This window comes from Symplocastrum torsivum (genome assembly GCF_059505465.1).
In genome coordinates this window covers 16,105-33,515 of sequence record NZ_JCACKQ010000070.1, presented here as the reverse complement: position 1 = coordinate 33,515, position 17,411 = coordinate 16,105, and the positions used below count along the sequence as shown (strand labels likewise).

11 protein-coding genes are annotated in these 17,411 nt (G+C 44.7%); 5 read left to right on the top strand and 6 right to left on the bottom strand.

All coding sequences use genetic code 11. The features are described 5' to 3' along the window. The first annotated feature begins 175 nt into the window (after positions 1-175). Positions 176-523, top strand: coding sequence for a phage holin family protein (locus tag AC5JL3_RS20650; RefSeq protein WP_496076260.1), 348 nt, complete (start codon positions 176-178; stop codon positions 521-523). On the opposite strand, the gene cobJ is transcribed toward AC5JL3_RS20650, so the two are convergent. The 4 genes from cobJ to AC5JL3_RS20630 form a co-directional block, all read right to left on the bottom strand. Beyond that, entirely contained in the window at positions 520-2,436 is a 1,917-nt protein-coding gene (gene cobJ, locus AC5JL3_RS20645; RefSeq protein WP_496076259.1) for a precorrin-3B C(17)-methyltransferase, read from the bottom strand. The two genes, AC5JL3_RS20650 and cobJ, sit on opposite strands and share 4 nt — an antisense overlap. Before the next feature lie 170 nt (positions 2,437-2,606). Continuing rightward, positions 2,607-3,125: a Ycf51 family protein gene (locus AC5JL3_RS20640; RefSeq protein WP_496076258.1), complete on the bottom strand. Its 519-nt coding sequence runs from the start codon at positions 3,123-3,125 to the stop codon at positions 2,607-2,609. Positions 3,126-3,217: 92 nt separating this feature from the next. Further along, positions 3,218-4,522, bottom strand: a complete 1,305-nt coding sequence (locus AC5JL3_RS20635) for a glycosyltransferase family 39 protein (protein ID WP_496076257.1) — start codon at positions 4,520-4,522, stop codon at positions 3,218-3,220. A gap of 744 nt (positions 4,523-5,266) precedes the next feature. Next, complete coding sequence (locus AC5JL3_RS20630; protein ID WP_496076256.1) at positions 5,267-6,652, bottom strand: DUF3370 domain-containing protein; 1,386 nt, start codon at positions 6,650-6,652, stop codon at positions 5,267-5,269. A 752-nt stretch (positions 6,653-7,404) separates the two neighbouring features. Here AC5JL3_RS20630 and AC5JL3_RS20625 point away from each other — a divergent pair. Further along, complete coding sequence (locus AC5JL3_RS20625; protein ID WP_496076255.1) at positions 7,405-8,445, top strand: hemolysin family protein; 1,041 nt, start codon at positions 7,405-7,407, stop codon at positions 8,443-8,445. Between the two features lie 30 nt (positions 8,446-8,475). Here the strand turns inward: AC5JL3_RS20625 and AC5JL3_RS20620 are convergent, their stop codons facing one another. Continuing rightward, a complete protein-coding gene (locus AC5JL3_RS20620) occupies positions 8,476-9,852 on the bottom strand; it encodes a DUF3370 domain-containing protein (RefSeq protein WP_496076254.1) in 1,377 nt (458 codons plus the stop codon). A 344-nt stretch (positions 9,853-10,196) separates the two neighbouring features. Between AC5JL3_RS20620 and AC5JL3_RS20615 the strand changes: the two genes are divergently transcribed. The 3 genes from AC5JL3_RS20615 (at position 10,197) to AC5JL3_RS20605 (ending at position 16,139) form a co-directional block, all read left to right on the top strand. Next, positions 10,197-13,634 carry an ATP-binding protein gene (locus AC5JL3_RS20615; protein WP_496076253.1) on the top strand — a complete coding sequence of 1,146 codons (3,438 nt, stop codon included), beginning with the start codon at positions 10,197-10,199 and terminating at the stop codon, positions 13,632-13,634. A 98-nt stretch (positions 13,635-13,732) separates the two neighbouring features. Then, positions 13,733-15,184: an alpha/beta fold hydrolase gene (locus AC5JL3_RS20610; protein WP_496076252.1), complete on the top strand. Its 1,452-nt coding sequence runs from the start codon at positions 13,733-13,735 to the stop codon at positions 15,182-15,184. Positions 15,185-15,314: 130 nt separating this feature from the next. Next, positions 15,315-16,139 carry a M90 family metallopeptidase gene (locus AC5JL3_RS20605; protein WP_496076251.1) on the top strand — a complete coding sequence of 275 codons (825 nt, stop codon included), beginning with the start codon at positions 15,315-15,317 and terminating at the stop codon, positions 16,137-16,139. Between the two features lie 14 nt (positions 16,140-16,153). Here AC5JL3_RS20605 and AC5JL3_RS20600 read toward each other — a convergent pair whose 3' ends face one another. Beyond that, positions 16,154-17,383, bottom strand: a complete 1,230-nt coding sequence (locus tag AC5JL3_RS20600) for an MFS transporter (RefSeq protein WP_496076250.1) — start codon at positions 17,381-17,383, stop codon at positions 16,154-16,156. Between the last annotated feature and the right edge of the window lie 28 nt (positions 17,384-17,411).

Here is a 17,411-nt window from a genome sequence, read left to right as displayed (position 1 = left end):
ACTTTCACTCTATCTTCCCTGCTCCTTTTTCGCTTAAGTTGACACCAATGATGGCTTTGCGCCCTTACCATATAGCGCATTTATGCGTAAGTCCGAATTAAATGCAGGGTGGACGCAAAGGACGAAAAGGTCACTCTCTAGGTAGGATACTTGTAGACGTTGTTTAACGAAAGTCATGCCACACTTCTTGTTGACTTGGCTACTTACGGCTTTGGCGTTGGTAGTTACAGCCAATCTAGTACCAGGATTTGCAATCACAAGTTTTGTTGCTGCCCTGGTGGCAGCAGTTGTTTTAGGGTTGCTTAATGCCATTGTCAAACCAATTTTGGTACTTCTGACTCTGCCTATCACATTTCTGACTTTAGGCTTGTTTCTGTTTGTTGTGAATGCCCTTACAATTTGGCTAGCGGGTTCTATCACGCCTGGTTTTGTGGTCAGTGGCTTCCTACCTGCTTTGTTGGGTTCGATCATCCTTACTATTGTTGCCAGCGTGCTTAATTTCGTGGTAGATCGAGTTTTCTAACTCGGTGGGTTCAATCTAGTTGCGTCGGCATCAAAGCCTAGATAGCCCCGTGGGGTAATCATCCAATCCTCATAGGTTCTGGTACTCTGGTTGCCGATGAGAACCGTAGTTAGCATATCAACGGGTGTCTCTAAAAGTTTCTCCAACGTGGTGAGGGTAATCTGTTCGTCTTGTCGATAAGCGGCGCGAACGATCGCAACAGGTGTCATCGGGTCACGATACTTTAAGAAAATATCTCTAGCTGTGGCAATTTGTTGAGTGCGAGTTTGCGATCGCGGATTGTACAAAGCTGTAATAAAATCCGCTTGAGCAGCAGCCGTGAGGCGCTTTTCAATCACCTCCCAAGGCGTTAACAAATCACTCAAGCTAATCGCGCAGAAGTCATGCATCAACGGCGCACCGACACGAGAAGCCGCCGCTTGCAAGGCTGTGATTCCAGGAAATACCTGCACACCGGGAGTTTTACCATCCCAACCACCAGCGCGAAGTTCTTCTAGCACCAACCCTGCCATGCCATAAATCCCACAGTCTCCCGATGAGACAACAGCTACAACTAAGCCCCATTGTGCTATTTCAATGGCTCGTTCGGCTCGTTGTCGTTCCTGAGTAATGGGGAGTGCTTCTACAATTTGCCCTGGACGCAACAGAGGGGCAATCAAGTCAATGTAGAGCGAGTAACCAATCACAACATCAGCTTGGGATACAGCCGTTTGAGCGGCTGGTGTCATCTGCTCAAGCTGTCCTGGACCCGTGCCAATGAGGAATAATTGACCAGTACGACCTGTATACTCTTGTTCTGATTGTGCGATCGCAACCGTTACTGCCCCTGGTTGCCCTTCTGCTTTAAAAATTTGTTTTTTCACCTGTAAAGGAGCAACGTCTTGCGCCCCAAAACTATTTGCAGCTAACTGTGCTGCTGCTTCGGCAACGCTAGGGGTTCCTACTTCCTTTTCTACAACAGCCGAAGGATTCGGGACATTCACTGAACGTAAAACTTCAGCCGGAAAGGTGCGTAACGGCAAATTGCGATCGCGACACAATTCTACTAATCCCACTTCATCGGCTTTGATATCAATTGTCGCAAGTCCTGCGATCGCACCTTCTGCTAAATGATGACTCCGACAAGTCTGCTGAATCGCTGTTTCGATTAATTGTTTGGACGTTCCTCGCTCACAACCGATTCCTACCCACAACACTCGTGGATGCCACTGAACTTTCGGTAAGTCTGATTCAGGAGAAAATTGTCGTTGTGTAGCGCTAATCCAAATCCTGGCTTTAGGCGAAATTGCTTCTTCCCGATTTGTCGCCGTATATTCAGGAAATCCAAAGTGAAATGGATGTCCCTGAGGAAGATGCTCCTGCCATAACGTTGAGCCGACTTCTTGAATCACCTGCACAGCTTCGCCTCGTGCGACTGTGGCACTGACAGCCGTCCAATCTCCCTCACCCCGTTGCCAACCAAAGGGAACGCCTAAAGTATCTACCCCTGGTAAACCTAAAGCAGAGGAGGCACCTGTTAATACAGGGGTTGCGCCTAATTGAAGTGCAATTGCTTTTGCTAATTGATCCGCTTTGCCTTGATGTCCGCTACATAAACTGATAACGAACTGCCCTTTTTCATCAACAACCACAACGGCTGGGTCAAGAGATTTATGTTCCAATAGAGGTGCAATCAGCCGCACGACTGCCCCAGTTGCCAGACAAAACACAAAGGCGCGGTGATGATGCCACAGTTGGGCTACGTGGGCTTTAAGAGAACCCGTATAAACCTGAGCTTGTTCAATCGCGCTTAGGGACTCTGGTACCCAAAGCGTTGCACCCGTAGTTTGACTTAGCAATTGCAGCCTTTGGGCAGCGTTGGGAGTTGTTGCGATCGCAGCTATGGGTTGAAATTCACGCCACACTAACGGCATTACCAGTCTTCTTCGTCATACTCTTCATCGTCATCATAATAGACTTGGGTTTTTATCCGTTAGGCAAAAGCAACCACTGATTCGGTAACAAAATCCTGCTACCTGCCCAAAGGGCGAACTATTGTTCTGTGTTGCCCAAGTGGCTCTCCCTTCCTGGTTATGTATTGCCCTTAGGCAGTAGGTTTGGGCAATTGAGCAAAGCTTTCTGAGTAGATTTCAACTGCCATGTTTTCATCATCACGGGTAGCAAGCGATCGCTTTACCTGACCTAAAAAAAGCGGCTTGGAAACCCCAGGTTCGGGATGGAGAATGGTACGTGCCCGAATCGTGAGTTGGTTATCTAGGCCACTCACTCGCCCATAGGAAAACAAATCACTAGCCGCTTGGCGGAGAGTTGCTTCCAGTTCCGATTCTGTAATTTCTTTTGGAACAACGATGACAGTTTGAGCAGCACCAGTGTCGTAAACTACGTTAAACTTTACTGCGCCAGGAATCACCGTGCGGGTGAAAGGCACAATTGCCAGTGCAAACAAGCCAGTAGTAAGCACCCCTAAAAGTCCGGTAGCGCCCACCAGCCGAAACCGGAGACCCCATTTAAAGATAAAAGCGACTACTGTGATTACACCGCAGGCTAGGGTGAGAATACCTACCCACTTAGTAAAGGTGAGAAAATCAGATGTTGTTAGCATAGTTTTGATAACTTACGGCTACTTTAAGAGAAGCCACGGGTATATCTTCATTTAGAGTGTTGACTGTCTTCTATCCTATATTAGATAATCGCTTACTTTTTTTCTAATTTCCAAAGCATATTCGCAAGGTTAGGAGAAATAGTAACTATTTTATAGTCTCCTAACGTTGCCATTTTATCTAGCCATTTTCTGTAACCATCAAGATTAAAGAAGAATATATCACTAAAGTTGCCAGTAATTTGAGGAATAAAGGCTTCGGATTGTGAAGGGTAATTCATACCACAATTGGTGCATAGAGGATTGACGATAAGACTGACATTCGGCTTCAGTAAATAGCTAAGAGTTAGTAGGTCACCTGTTTGGCTATCACTAATTAATAGGGGATTTGGAGATTGATTGATAATCTCAGCTACTGCAGGAAGACGATTACTATAGTATTTGGTCCACCAAACCTCAGACTGCAAACTAATTACGCATGAAACAACTCCACCGGATACAACTAAAAATAGGATGGTTTGCCATAACTTTTGCTGCCAATTGTTAATAAGGCTAGCACCTAGTTTAGTGGCAATAGTATAAGCGACAGTAAGCTGAATACCCAGAAAACACGGAAATAAATACCGACCAATAGTTGAGCGTGTTCCTCCTAAAAATACATCGGACAGAACTAAAGGAACTCCTAGACAACCCGTTAAAATCACAACAAACAGCCAAGTTTGCTTGGGCGCATAGCGACAGAGAAAATAGAAGGAATATCCAACTAACAATAAAAGAGCAACAGTACAGAGATAGAATATAACTTTAGAAACGAAGGGACTGGTTGAATCAGAATTCCAATCAATAAAAATACGAGCAAGGTTACGAATCCATTCCCGAATTAAATCCGGTAGAGTCATGTTGTTAGCTGTCCAGGCTGTTGTCGTTTGGATTTTTGATACCCCTTGGACAACAACCAAAAGCCAAGGAAGAAAGAGTAGAAGAGTTGCAAGTGAAGCCAGTAGGTAGGCAATAGATATTTTACTTGCTCTGAATCTTTCAACCGCAGCTACATAGAGTCCATGTCCAACTAACACAAAACCAGAAAATAAAAACGTATAAATACTAGTTAGCGCCGTAACTGCATAAATCGCCCAACTTTCTTTAGTTTTAAGCCGCATGGCTCGTAAAAGGGCTGCACTCGACAGTAAGATTGTTACTGTCCATAAACTATATTGACGTGCTTCCTGTGCATATAGTAGCTGTATCGGTGAGATAGCGATTAATCCAATAGCGATCGCGCCTGTCAGGGATGATTCAAATAGCTCTAGGCATAGCCAATAGATAGCAGGGAAGGATAGTAAACTGATGAAAGCAGACAGGCTTCTTCTTACTGCTACAGAATCACCAAACCACTTCATCCAAACGCTTGACATCAAATAATAAAGTGGAGGATGCTGAGCATCTTCAGTTGCAAAGTTCTGGACTATCTTGCTTATCCCTCGCTCAGGATTAGGACGTTGAAACGTCTGTAGAGTCTCGCTTGTGATAATCTGATTTTTGGAGAGGAATTGTACGGCTTCTGCCTCTGTATAACCTGAGACTCTTAAGGACGTGTGCGTTTCGTCGTACCAATAGATCTTTGTATCAATATTGGCAAATCTAAAAAATACACCGAGGGCGAGTAAGGTGATCACAAGAAAACTCAAGCTAGTTGGAATTACGCTTAAGCTATGGGTAGATTTTTTATTCACTAGAGTAAATTACCTTATTTTAATCTGCCTCAAGTGAATTATATTTTTCCCAATTAGAATCGTCGATGAATTTAATACTAGAGACTTAAATTGGCGATTTTGTTCTGCCTTCCTCTGTGAAACGTTCACTAGTGACTAAATAATCAGGACAAATAACCTACCAGGTGCCCCGGTAGCAATTGTGAGAAAGAACTATAGCAGTTAGCAGTTAAATTAGGTACGGTTAAAGGCTGTAAAACAAGCGCGACTAGTGGTATGTCAACCAAGTTTTGATAGGTTTGTAGTGGGCGCTTTAGCGCTGAAGCGCCTACTACGAACGGATAAGCACCCATCAAATCAGATTTGACACTCTACTAGCTAGGAAAACAAAAAAGCTAATGGGTGATAGCTGACTGCTAACTGCTGTACTGCTTAAGGCGATCGCTCTAGTGTCCTTACCGTCAAAACTTGTGGTGGCGTTGAATCAGGAGGATAGAGAAAGTCTACTTCCACCGATCTGCGATCGCCTGGTGGCATATTAAGTCTTACCAATGGTTCTCCCTGCTGTCCACGTCGCTGTACCAAATGGACATAGCGAGTCTGAGAAACACCTCGATCATTTTTGTAGGTAACTTGAACCGTTCCTCGGAAGAATACTGGCTGATCGGGGGGTTCCAGAAAGCGCAGTCCCTGATCGCGATTTTCTTGTTGAAGAGGTGTTTGGATTGCCAACGTCACAGTTTGAGTCCGTCTGGTTTTGTTGACGAGTGGCAAGGTGAGGTTATAGTGAACCCCATAATTCCCGTGAGCGAGATAGGCTGTATCTGGGTAGCGTACCAGCATGGGCGCACTTTGAACCTGACTCGTGCCTAACGTTGCCATATTGACGGTACTAATCGGGTAAGAAAAGGCTTTACCCGGTTCAGGAATCCGGAGTTCCTTGCCACCGGAACCATCTACCAGTTCGGTACGCCATTCGGAACCTTGAGCCACACCAGCAACACGACCGTAAATGATATCATCATCGGCTTGCTCTAGGGGTGTCGGTGCTAGATCACGCGGTGCCGCCAAATTGCCGTTCTCTAGTAGTCTCTGCCATTCCTCCCGTATTGGTGCGCGATAGGGAGAAGAACGGTTTGTGCGATCGCCTTTCGTTTCAGGATTAGGACGACCATACATCGCTAAACTTGCCATGTAAACCGGACCATTACTCCGCAACCGCATTAACGTAGAACGAGCATTCCCAAGCGCGATCGGTAAATTGAATAACATCTCACTTTGCTTGGGTGGAATCACAATCTGGGACGGAAAATTGGATTGATGAATCCCACGCAGGACATCATTCATCAACCGGGAACCTGGCCCCGCGTAGACTGTACCGGAAGGATTCTCAACATAGGATGGTAAATCAATAAACGGTGCATCTGGATTCGTGACATAACTCACCGCTTGCAAGATATCCACCTTAATCGGCTTTGCGCTTGGATTGTACACAATCACTCCTAGATACATCGGTTGTGTATCTCTTGGCGTTCTTGCTCTGGCAATGTGATGAGCAAACAGATCAAATCGCCCATTCAGTGGCAAATTTAAGTGAGCCTCTGGGACAGCTTTATTATCAGGGGGAAAAGTCGAAAGCAAAATTCCTTCTCGTTGTACAACTTCAGGACTATTGCTGTTGAACACAGGCACGCGATCAAGTTGCCCTGGTAAAGCACGTACTTCTTGAGGTTGCACCACTTCCTTCAATTCGATAGGAGTGGGTGGAGGGACAGGAATAGCTTGAGCAAGGGTGAAAATTTGCAAAAAAGGTAACATGCACGGATAACTCGTTAACTCACACACACACCAAAAAACAAAGTGAAGCGGAAGTCCGCTCACCACATCCCGGAATCAGAGGGTTCTGGGCTTTATTAGGCGGCTAGGCATTCAGCTTTAGACTGAGTCCCCAAATTGCCGACACATAATTTTACAGTCCTACGGAAGGTGTAGGAAGTACTAAATCGCTATATAGTTTTTATTTGATATAAGCGGCAGCGGTATTTAAGTTGTATGGTGAGAGGATTATTATGCAACTTTTTATGCACATCAGCTTAAGACGAATGGCACTGACTTAACCTTACGATTCTCCACCGATCAATCCTTGCGTGGGGGGGCTGGGGGAGACGCTTGTCCCCCAGTGGGGGGTTTGGGGGGCAACGTCCCCCAATCCGGGTTTTTCCAACAAACCTTTACAACAAACTTTTACAACAAACCTTTAGTTTTCGCTTAAGTCAGTGACATTCAGCTTAAGACGAATGGTACCGTTCATTTGGGCTTAATTTTTGTCTAAGTCCCATTAAGCCTGGTAGTGAGCGCAAATAATCCAATCCTTGGAACAATAGATTAAACACCAGACTTGGTACAGCCTCGCAGAAGTTTTTAAGCAGTTCCCAAACAGATGAGAAGATTGGGAGATGGGGAGGCTTCGATAAGGTTTAGGTTTTAAGAATATCGCTTCTTGTGGTAAGCCCATCGGGTATTTTTGCTTTCATTGGGAGGCACCCGTTGGAGATCATTTAGGAAAAGCTATGCTTACGCTTATTATCGCAGTACTTATTGTTCTGTTAGGTTCAGGGTTGTGTTCTAGTGTAGAAACAGCGCTATTTTCAGTCTCTCCCATAAAAGTTCGACAGCTAGCGCAGTCAAATAAACCTTCAGCAATAGCACTTCTGGCGATTCGGGAAAAAATGAATCGACCGATTGCGACTATTGTGATTCTCAATAATCTGTTTAATATTGTTGGCAGTATTGCGATCGCAAAAATCGCTGATTCAGTCTTTGGAGCTACCGGGTTAGGTTTATTTTCAGGAGTCCTGACTTTCCTGATTATAATTTTTGGTGAAATCATTCCAAAAACGTTTGGTGAACGTTATGCCGAGCGATTAGCCCTACTAGCCGCCCTCCCTGTGAAAGGACTTACCTTTCTATTTATCCCCCTCGTGTGGATTTTGGAAAAGGCTACTGCCCCCTTTACCAAAAGCATAAAACGACCGACAACGAACGAGGCGGAAATCAAGTTGTTGGTAAATATCGGGTATCAGGAAGGAATTATTGAGGACGATGAAGCGGAAATGATCCAACGGGTCTTCCGGTTGAACGATATAACAGTAGCTGACTTGATGACCCCTCGGATGGCGCTAACCTATTTACGCGGCACTCTAACTTTAGCTGAATGCCAACAAGACATTATTACTTCGGAACACACCCGGATTATTGTGACTGAAGACTCGCTCGATCAAGTGACGGGATTCGCCTTAAAAGATGAGTTGCTAACAGCGATGGTTGAAGGAAAAAACGATCAACTTGTCGCTACTCTAACCCGTCAAGTTCGCTTTGTCCCTGAGATGGTTCGGGCAGACCAACTGCTCAAAGTCTTCCTGAGTACCCGCGAACATCTTGTCGTAGTGGTAGATGAATATGGGATTGTCTGTGGTGTAGTAACGCTGGAGGATGTACTTGAGGTGCTAACAGGTGAGATTGTTGATGAGACCGATCGGAGCATTGACCTTCGCGAGATTGCCCGAAAGAAACAAGAAAGAATGTTGCAGGGGAGGAAATTTGAGCTTTAAGGCTATTTAATTGTTCGCTATATTCCTGAGTTAAGGCGAGTCTTCCAGTGTTCTAATCGTCAAAACCTGTGGTGGTGTTGAATCTGGAGGGTAGAGAAAGTCTACCTGCACTAGACGTTGGTTAGATGGCGGCATTTTCAGCGTCACCAGTGGTTCAGCCATCTGTCCTCGCCGTTGTACTACATGCAGGTAGCGAGTCTGAGGCGAACCCGCATCATCGTTGTAGCGAACTCGAACAGTGCCCCGGAAAAAGACTTGTTTCGCTGGTGGCTCAAAAAAGCGTAACCCTTGCCGCAGTTGATCTTCTTTAATAGGTGTCTGGAAGGTGAGGGCAACGGTTCGAGTCTCGCGGGTGGGATTGACTAGGGGTAACGTGAGGCTATAGTGTACCCCGTAGTTTCCATGAGCAAAGTAGGCGGTATCTGGATAACGCACCAGCATTCTTGCACTCTGGCTTTGACCCGTGCCCAAGGTACCACGAGGAAGGGTACTTAGCCCGTAAGAAAAGGCTTGTCCTGATTCGGGAATTGTCAGGGTTCGGGCGGTTGGACTATCAACTAACTCGGCTTTCCACGCAGAACCTTGAGCGACACCTGCTACACGACCATAAATCATTTGTCCTGTGGTTGTTTCAGGAGGAGTGGGAACGCGATCGCGTGGAGTCGCCAACTCACCTTTCTCTAATACTGCTTGCCATTCTTCCAAGCTTGGTGCCCGTTCATTTCCAGCCGCATCAACTGGTGCATAGCGGGCAAGACTAGCCGCATACACCGTACCACTACTTCGCAAACGCATTAATGTCGAACGACCATTGAGTGGTGGTTCTAAACCCCGAACGGGAATCGGTAGATTCAGCAACAATTGACTTTGCTGCGGCGGGATTACTACCTGAGAAGGAAAATCGGATTGCCGACGCGATCGCAAAATATCACTCATCACACGGCTACCTGGCCCGGCATAAACCCTACCAGAAGTATTATTCACTTGAGATGGCAACTCAATAAACGGTGCATCAGGCTGACTTAGGTAACTTGCCGCCTGTAAGACATCTACCGTTACTGGTTCAGTCCCCGGATTGTGCAGAATAACCCCTAGATAAAGAGTACGCAAATCTTCTGGTGTCAGTGCTTTCGCAACATGATGAGCGAAAATATCAAAGCGTCCCCGGAACGGAAAATTTAAGTGAGCATTAGGACTGCCTTTGCCATCAGGGGGAAACGTAGACAGTAAAATCCCCTCTGTCTGCACCAATTCAGGGCTATTGCTATTGAATACCGGGACATTATCTAGTTGTCCTGGAATTGCACGCACTTGTTGTGGCTGCACAATTTCTATCGGTGGTGTTGGAGTGGGAGTTGGTGCTGGGGTAGCTTGAGCAAGGCTAAAAAGTGGCAAAAACGGCAGCATAAGGTGATGAGGCGAGATTTAACCACAGAGATACTAAGATACAACGAGTCGGCTCAACCTTAGGCTTACTCTCATCAAAGCATTCTCTGAACTTGTAAAGACGCAATTCAACAGCCCAGGTTTCGAGGTAATCCAAAGGGATTCAATTGTAGAGGCAATTAGAAGTGGTTGAACAAGCTGCCCAAGTGCTATACCTAACTTGTATATCAATACAATTTTCATCCGTGGTGATGGGTGCTCACCAATGACGACCATTTGGCTAATCAGGTTCAACACTTCAACTGATACTCCAGAACTAGTCCAACGATAAGGCTTTACAAATAGCTTCTCAGGAGAATTGAATAATGAGGCTGGTATTTAGTCGAACCCGCGCCCGGATTTTAGTGTGTCTAGGTGCCTTCTTACTAGCTTTGTTGAGTAGCCTCCTTTTGGGTACAACACCCAGTCCTGCTCAATCTCAAGCTATCACCAGCTCACCACCAGTGGAAATTACACAAGGATGGGAATATCGCTGGGGAGACTCCCCTGTTGATGAAGGCGGTATTCCTCTTTGGACGAAAGAGAACAGCTCTAGTTCCGAATGGAAGCCATTGAAGTTCGGTGAAAACCTTAAAAAACCCAGTCAAGAGATTAATATTGCTTGGTTGCGCGTTCGCTTACCAGAAGGTCAGTGGCAAGCTCCAACGCTATATCAAAAATACCCTAATATTTACCAAAAATCTAGTTATCTATTAGAGATTTATCTAGAAAGTCAGTTAATTACTAAAGTTGCTTCCTTAGACTCATCAGATTACTTCAAGCCAGAAAACAATGCGCTTGATTTTATCCCTTTAATGTCTGATGCTTCAAATAAAACCTTATTCTTTAAAATTTATGCAGATAAGCCGGATTCTGTTATCAAACAAGCAAAAAAAATATTACTAGGTTCTCACAAGGATTTAGTTCAAGATTTTCTCCAAAAGAATATCAATACCATTGTTAACTTAACTTTAGGAGGCTTTTATACTTTAATTGGAATTGTGACAATTTTATTGGGTGCTAGAAGCTTAAATAAACCTACTTATTTGTTTTTTGGACTTTTAGCAGTTTCTACTGGATTATCCACTTTTGCTAATAGTGGCAATGTTGATTTTGTTATTGACCAAGTTCAATGGAGTTTTTTAAGGGTAGGAGACAAAACAGGTCTTTTATCTTTATTATTAATACCTGGATTTGTCTGTGCCTTTTTTGAGCAAGTTTTTGGGAGTGGCTACAAAGCTATAATCCGACGAATGTCCCAGGTTTATCTAGTCTTTACGCCTGTATTTTTTGTGTTGTCTGCATTATGTATTACAGGAAATGGCAACAAGCTAATCTGGGATTTGTTTCGTTTATTATTTTCAGGGCATTTTTTAATGTTATTGGCGACTATTGTTGTTATTTTAAGCCATAGTTTTTTCTTTATTTATAAGGGTGAGATTGAATCAAGGATTTTCTCGATAGGGTTTATAATTTTAACCTGCTGTTTTTCAATTGATATATTCTCATTTACATTTAAGAAATACTTCTCAGACTTAAATTTTTTAGAGCATAACTTCTTTTATTTAGGAATGTTGGTTTTTATTATCTTGCTAGGATGGATTGTGCAACATCGATTCATTGAAGCAAGTAATCGTTTGCAATCTTATGCGACAGAACTGGAAGCAAAAAATGCGGCCTTGCAACAAGGTAACAAGCTTAAAGATGAGTTTTTAGCCAATACCTCTCATGAACTCCGTACTCCCCTCAATGGCATCATTGGCATTGCTGAATCACTGATAGATGGAGCTACAGGCACTCTTCCGAAAGAAACAGTTTTCAATCTCTCCTTAATTGTCTCTAGTGGTAGAAGATTGACGCAACTAGTTAACGATTTACTAGATTTCTCGAAGCTTAAACACAAAAATATTTCTCTTCAAATTAAACCTATCGGAATTCGAGAGATTACTGATGTAGTTTTGATGCTTTCTCAACCTCTGATTGGTCAGAAATCTTTGAAATTGGTTAATTCAATTAGCTCAGATATTCCCCTAATTGATGCTGATGAAAATCGAGTCCAACAAATCCTGCACAATCTTATCTGTAACGCGATTAAATTCAGCGAGATAGGTGTTGTTGAAGTATCAGCGGCTGTAGTAAAGAATTACTTGAAAATTACTATTTCAGATGCTGGTATTGGTATTCAAGCAGATAAATTAGACAGAATTTTTGAAGCTTTTGAACAAGCAGACGGTTCAATTGGTAGGGAATATGGTGGCACGGGTTTAGGCTTAGCAGTTACTAAGCAGCTAGTGCAGCTACATGGAGGAGAAATTTGGGTGGTATCTCAACCAGGGAAGGGTTCACAATTTACCTTTACTCTGCCACTATCCCAATCAACGTCTGTCGAGACTCCTTCAACTGTCTCAAAGCTTTTAGAGATGAACAGAGATAGAGAAAAATTGGTTGAGGCAGATATCTCTTTAATGATTAATGATGAACCTTCGGTCGATTCTGAAGCTTTAACCCCAAAAGCAGGAGGATTCCACATTTTAATGGTGGATGATGAACCGATTAACCTTCAGGTGCTAACAAATCATCTTTCCCTACAAAATTATCAGCTTACTCAAGCCTCTGATGGTAAGGAAGCACTAGCGTTAATTGAAAAAGGTTTCAAGCCTGACATTGTTTTACTAGATGTGATGATGCCGAGAATGACGGGTTACGAAGTTTGCAAGAAAATCCGCGAACACTTTCCAGCAACAGAACTACCCGTTGTGTTATTAACGGCACAAAATCAAGTGTCAGACTTAGTAGAAGGATTTAGTTCTGGGGCGAATGACTATCTGACAAAACCAATATCCAAAAATGAACTGCTAGCGCGAATTAAAACTCACATTCAGCTCTCTAAAATTAACATTGCCTATAGCCGCTTTGTGCCACGCGAGTTTCTGGAGTTTCTAAAACGAGAAAGTATTGTTGATGTCCAATTAGGCGACCAAGTACAGCAAGAAATGACGATTTTATTTTCCGATATTCGCTCGTTTACGACGCTTTCGGAAAATATGTCTCCCAAGGAAAATTTCGATTTCCTCAATGACTACTTGAAGAGAGTGGGGCCTGTTATCCGCAACCACAAGGGTTTTATTGATAAGTACATCGGGGATGCAGTGATGGCGTTATTTCCCCAAACACCGGATGATGCCCTACAAGCTGCGATCGCAATGCAACAGCAAGTCTTACTGTTTAATTTAGAACGACAAGCCGAAGACTATCCATCACTTGCGATCGGTGTTGGCTTACATACAGGCAGTTTGATGCTAGGTACGATTGGCGAAGAACAGCGAATGGAAAGCACGGTGATTGCGGATGCTGTGAATCTAGCCTCGCGTTTGGAAGGTTTGACGAAGATTTATGGTGTAGGCATCCTGATTAGCGAACAAACGTTGTCTCAACTGAATAACCCAGAACAGTACAGCCATCGCTATCTTGGACAAGTACTCGTGAAAGGTAAGAAGGCACCTGTTGCCGTCTTTGAAGTCTACGAGGGAGAGTCGGATACGGTAAAGACACTCAAAACGCAAACCCGTAGAGAGTTTGAACGAGGTGTCGAACTTTATGAACTAGAAAAATTTGAGCAAGCCCAGGCTGTGTTTGAGTCTATCTTGGAGCAGAATGAGCAAGATAAACCAGCAAGGCTTTATGTAGAGCGATCGCAAAATGCTCAAAGCGCTAGAAAAGATGGTAGTTGGGAGGAAGCTGAAACCCATCAGGAGAATCGATAGTTGCAGTATTTAGAGGATGGATTTAGTAATTAAGGAGTTGGCGTTCACAGACTTAGTACTGTGATGAAAGAGCGATAACTCCAAAATGAGGACTAGCTATGACTTGGAAGCGCTATTTTTTACTATTCATGGCGCTCTTACTAATTGCGCTTTCCTGGTGGCGTGTAGCAGCAGCAGAGACAGGGTTGATTGTGCGATCGCTAAAACGAGATGAAGTCCCACTGTTGTACGTTGCACCACAAACCACACAAAAAGTACCGGGTGTCCTCGTGGCACATGGGTTTGCTGGTTCTAAACAGTTGATGCTCGGTTACGCGCAGGTACTAGCACACGCGGGTTATGCCGTGATGCTTTGGGATTTCGCAGGACATGGAGCGAATGCTACCCCCTTAGGGCGGCTTTCACTTGAGCAAGACCTAAATGTCGCATATGCCGCCCTCATTGAGCAATCTGAGGTTGATACTGCACGTCTAGCGCTTTTGGGTCATTCAATGGGTAGTGGTGCAGTGATGTCAGCAGGCATAAGTAATGTAGAGCGCTTTGCCGCTACGGTAGCCATCTCGCCAACGGGGGCATCCGTTACGCCTGTCGCTCCCCGCAACCTCTTACTACAAGCAGGGAGTTGGGAGGGAGGCTTTGTTGAGAATGCCCAGAGGCTATTGCTAGCAGCAGGTGGAGAGAATGAGAACTTGACCCAAGGACGAGGGCGATCACTCATAATTATTCCCAAGGCTGAACACATCACCATTCTCTTCCGTGATGCCAGTCACCAAGCGGCACTGAGATGGCTTGATGCGACGTTCGGGGTATCGCGCACTAGCTACTATACTGACCGTCGGATGGTTTGGTATGCCTTACACCTGCTAGCTTGGCTGCTTGTGCTGGGTGCCGTTGCCCCTATCTTCATTGAAAAAGTGTCAGAAAGTCTGGTAAAGGTACAGCCATTCAGACGTTGGTTAGGTTTAATTCTCGCCCCGTTGCTGGCAAGTGGTGTCCTTACCTTGGTTAGTCGGATTGTGGCGATTGAGAATCTAGGTGGTGTACAAGTCGGTGGTGCCGTGGGCATCTGGTTCTTTCTCGCAGGATTGAGTTGGTTGGGTGTTCTCTGGTACCTCCCTCCTCCCACACTACGAGCTATCGGTTTAGGCTTAGCACTCTTTGTCTTGCTCTGGACTGCCTTTGGAGCGATGGCACAGGTGCTTTGGCTTCAGTGGTTGTTAATTCCCCTGCGGTTGAGGCTTTGGCCGTTGCTATCACTTGCCTGTTTCCCCTGGTTTCTCGCCTCTGGAATGGCACAACAGGGTGTCGGTGTTGGTAAACGAGTGCTGTGGTGGCTTGGGCAAAGTTTGGCGTTGGTAGGAGGCTTTAGTTTGGTGCTTTACCTGCTGCCCCAACTGGGCTTTATCTTCCTCTTGCTGCCACTGTTTCCTCTGCTAATGGGGATTTTCTCCTTTGCAGCTACTTTCCTTAACCAAGTGTGGAGCTACGCCTTGGGGTGTGCGCTCTTGTTCGGCTGGATGATTGCGGCAGCTTTCCCCCTAGGGGCTTAGGTTGTCGTGTCTTTAATACCACGAAGAAGCCTCTTGCAGAAATATTTCTTTAACATTATAGAAGGGGTGTTTTAAAGCCCGTAAGTTGCCAATCTCCCAGTATTCCGCACTTGTGCAAGAGGTCTAGTCAATGGTTGAAACAATTATTGTCTTTCTCATCATTGCGCTGATTGTTACTGGGATTTTGCTCAATCCTCTCCTTACCAAACGGCGACGAAACCGTCTCAAAAATCGTCCTTTCCCACCCCTTTGGAGTGCTATTGTTGAAAATAATCTTCCGATTTACTCCTGTCTTTCTCCTGCTGAACGAAGAAGACTTCAGGGACATATTCAAGTGTTTTTAGCGGAAAAACAGTTTATTGGTTGCGGAGGATTACAGGTAACAGAAGAAATGAAGCTGATTATTGCGGCTGTTGCCTGCTTGCTTCTGCTGAACGAGCGAGGGAAATACTTCCCTAAACTTCGTTCAATTCTAATTTATCCAAGCGCATATCTGGTTAATGAAACAACTTCTACGGGAAGTTATATTGTTGAGGAAAGACGTGTAGCAAGATTGGGAGAATCGTGGATAAATGACCAGTTGGTGTTGTCTTGGGAACAGGTGAAACAAGATACTTGCAACTGGAGGGATGGACATAATGTTGTACTTCATGAGTTTGCCCATCAGTTGGATCAAGAGGATGGTAAAGCTGAAGGCGTTCCGGTTTTACCGCGAACCTCAGACTATCCTATTTGGGCTGATGTGATGACACAAGAATATCAACGCCTTTGCCATGATGTTCAACGAGGTACAAAGACTGTCATGTACAGTTATGGCGCAACGAATCCCGCAGAATTTTTTGCTGTAGCGACTGAGACATTCTTTGAAAAACCGCAGCAATTGCTAAAGCAGCATCCTGCCCTTTACGAGCAATTGCAACGTTACTATCAACTCGATCCTGTCCAATGGGTTTGAGGCAAGACAACCTCTCATGCAGGTATGGCAGGTTGAACTTGATAGCGCTTACGAGTTGCGATCGCTAAAACCAACACCCCAAACGTGAGGATTCCTGCTAAATAAAGCGGATAACTATAAGTTGCCGGATTCGATTGGCGAATCAGCATCCCAGCAATGACAGGCCCAAAGGCATTAGAAATGCTGAGATAAGATGCATTCAACCCCAAAGCTGTTCCCTGATCTTCAGGACGTGCATTCAGCGAGATTAGCGCATTGATCATCGGTTGAACGAGTGAATTAAACAGTGAATACACAATACTTACACCCACGAAATAAAACACATTAGCCCAGATAGGCATCAATAAAAATGAAGTACTACGGACAAATAAACCGAGAAACAGGATATAAACCAGATTAAATTTTTTAGTAAGAATAGAGACTCCCAAAGTCTGCATAAGAACACTGAGTACGCCAAAGGTCAAAAACATCAGGGTTAGCGATTCGTTTGTTTGATGTAATACCTGAATAAAGTAGGGTTGAAAGGCGTAGGTGAAGATGGTGAAGGTTGTACCAATCAAGAAGTTGATAATCAACAGAATTCCTACCTTCGGAAAGGCAAGACCTTTGATTAAGTTTTTTAGTCCTAAGTCAAACAAGTTGCCTGTTACAACATTTTTTGTTTGCAGGCTTTCAGGTAGAAAGAAGATTGTAACCACCAGGGCAATTAGTGCGATCGCACCAGAAACCAAAAAAGCCGCACCCAAAGAAACCTGCTGGGCTAGCAAACTTAATACAGGACCCAATACAAACCCTAACCCGAAGGCAGCCCCATTAATACCAAAGCCTCTAGCTCGGTTCTCAGGCGTTGTGACATCTGAAATCACCGCTTGAGCAACCGACGCATTGCCCCCAGTGATGCCATCCAGAAAACGAGCAAAGAACAGAACCCCTGCTGTCGAGGCAGTTCCGGCAATTAAATTCGCAACCACCGTTCCCAGGAGGCTAATCACCAGTAAGGGTTTGCGCCCAAAGCGATCGGACAGTTTCCCAATCACCGGAGTAGCAAAAAATTGAGCAACGGAGTAAGCCGAGAACAACAAGCTCGTCTGGAAATCGTTTAGACCGAACTGCCTACCGTATAGGTAGATAACGGGAATAAGGATGGTCAGGCTGAGGGAATTAATCAGCGAAATTAGGGCAATAATCCAAAAGGTACGGTTCATGCTGGCAACGACGAACGACTGTTCGAGAAGGCGCGTCATTCATCGTAGCCTTTTTAACTAGGTCAGG

What these genes read in the sequence shown, in the direction of transcription:
- AC5JL3_RS20635 (WP_496076257.1), bottom strand. Translation starts at nt 4,522, where the DNA reads ATGAAGTGGTTTGGTGATTCTGTAGCAGTAAGAAGAAGCCTGTCTGCT.
- AC5JL3_RS20615 (WP_496076253.1), top strand. Translation starts at nt 10,197, where the DNA reads ATGAGGCTGGTATTTAGTCGAACCCGCGCCCGGATTTTAGTGTGTCTA.
- AC5JL3_RS20605 (WP_496076251.1), top strand. Translation starts at nt 15,315, where the DNA reads ATGGTTGAAACAATTATTGTCTTTCTCATCATTGCGCTGATTGTTACT.
- cobJ (WP_496076259.1), bottom strand. Translation starts at nt 2,436, where the DNA reads ATGCCGTTAGTGTGGCGTGAATTTCAACCCATAGCTGCGATCGCAACA.
- AC5JL3_RS20610 (WP_496076252.1), top strand. Translation starts at nt 13,733, where the DNA reads ATGACTTGGAAGCGCTATTTTTTACTATTCATGGCGCTCTTACTAATT.
- AC5JL3_RS20640 (WP_496076258.1), bottom strand. Translation starts at nt 3,125, where the DNA reads ATGCTAACAACATCTGATTTTCTCACCTTTACTAAGTGGGTAGGTATT.
- AC5JL3_RS20625 (WP_496076255.1), top strand. Translation starts at nt 7,405, where the DNA reads ATGCTTACGCTTATTATCGCAGTACTTATTGTTCTGTTAGGTTCAGGG.
- AC5JL3_RS20650 (WP_496076260.1), top strand. Translation starts at nt 176, where the DNA reads ATGCCACACTTCTTGTTGACTTGGCTACTTACGGCTTTGGCGTTGGTA.
- AC5JL3_RS20630 (WP_496076256.1), bottom strand. Translation starts at nt 6,652, where the DNA reads ATGTTACCTTTTTTGCAAATTTTCACCCTTGCTCAAGCTATTCCTGTC.
- AC5JL3_RS20620 (WP_496076254.1), bottom strand. Translation starts at nt 9,852, where the DNA reads ATGCTGCCGTTTTTGCCACTTTTTAGCCTTGCTCAAGCTACCCCAGCA.
- AC5JL3_RS20600 (WP_496076250.1), bottom strand. Translation starts at nt 17,383, where the DNA reads ATGACGCGCCTTCTCGAACAGTCGTTCGTCGTTGCCAGCATGAACCGT.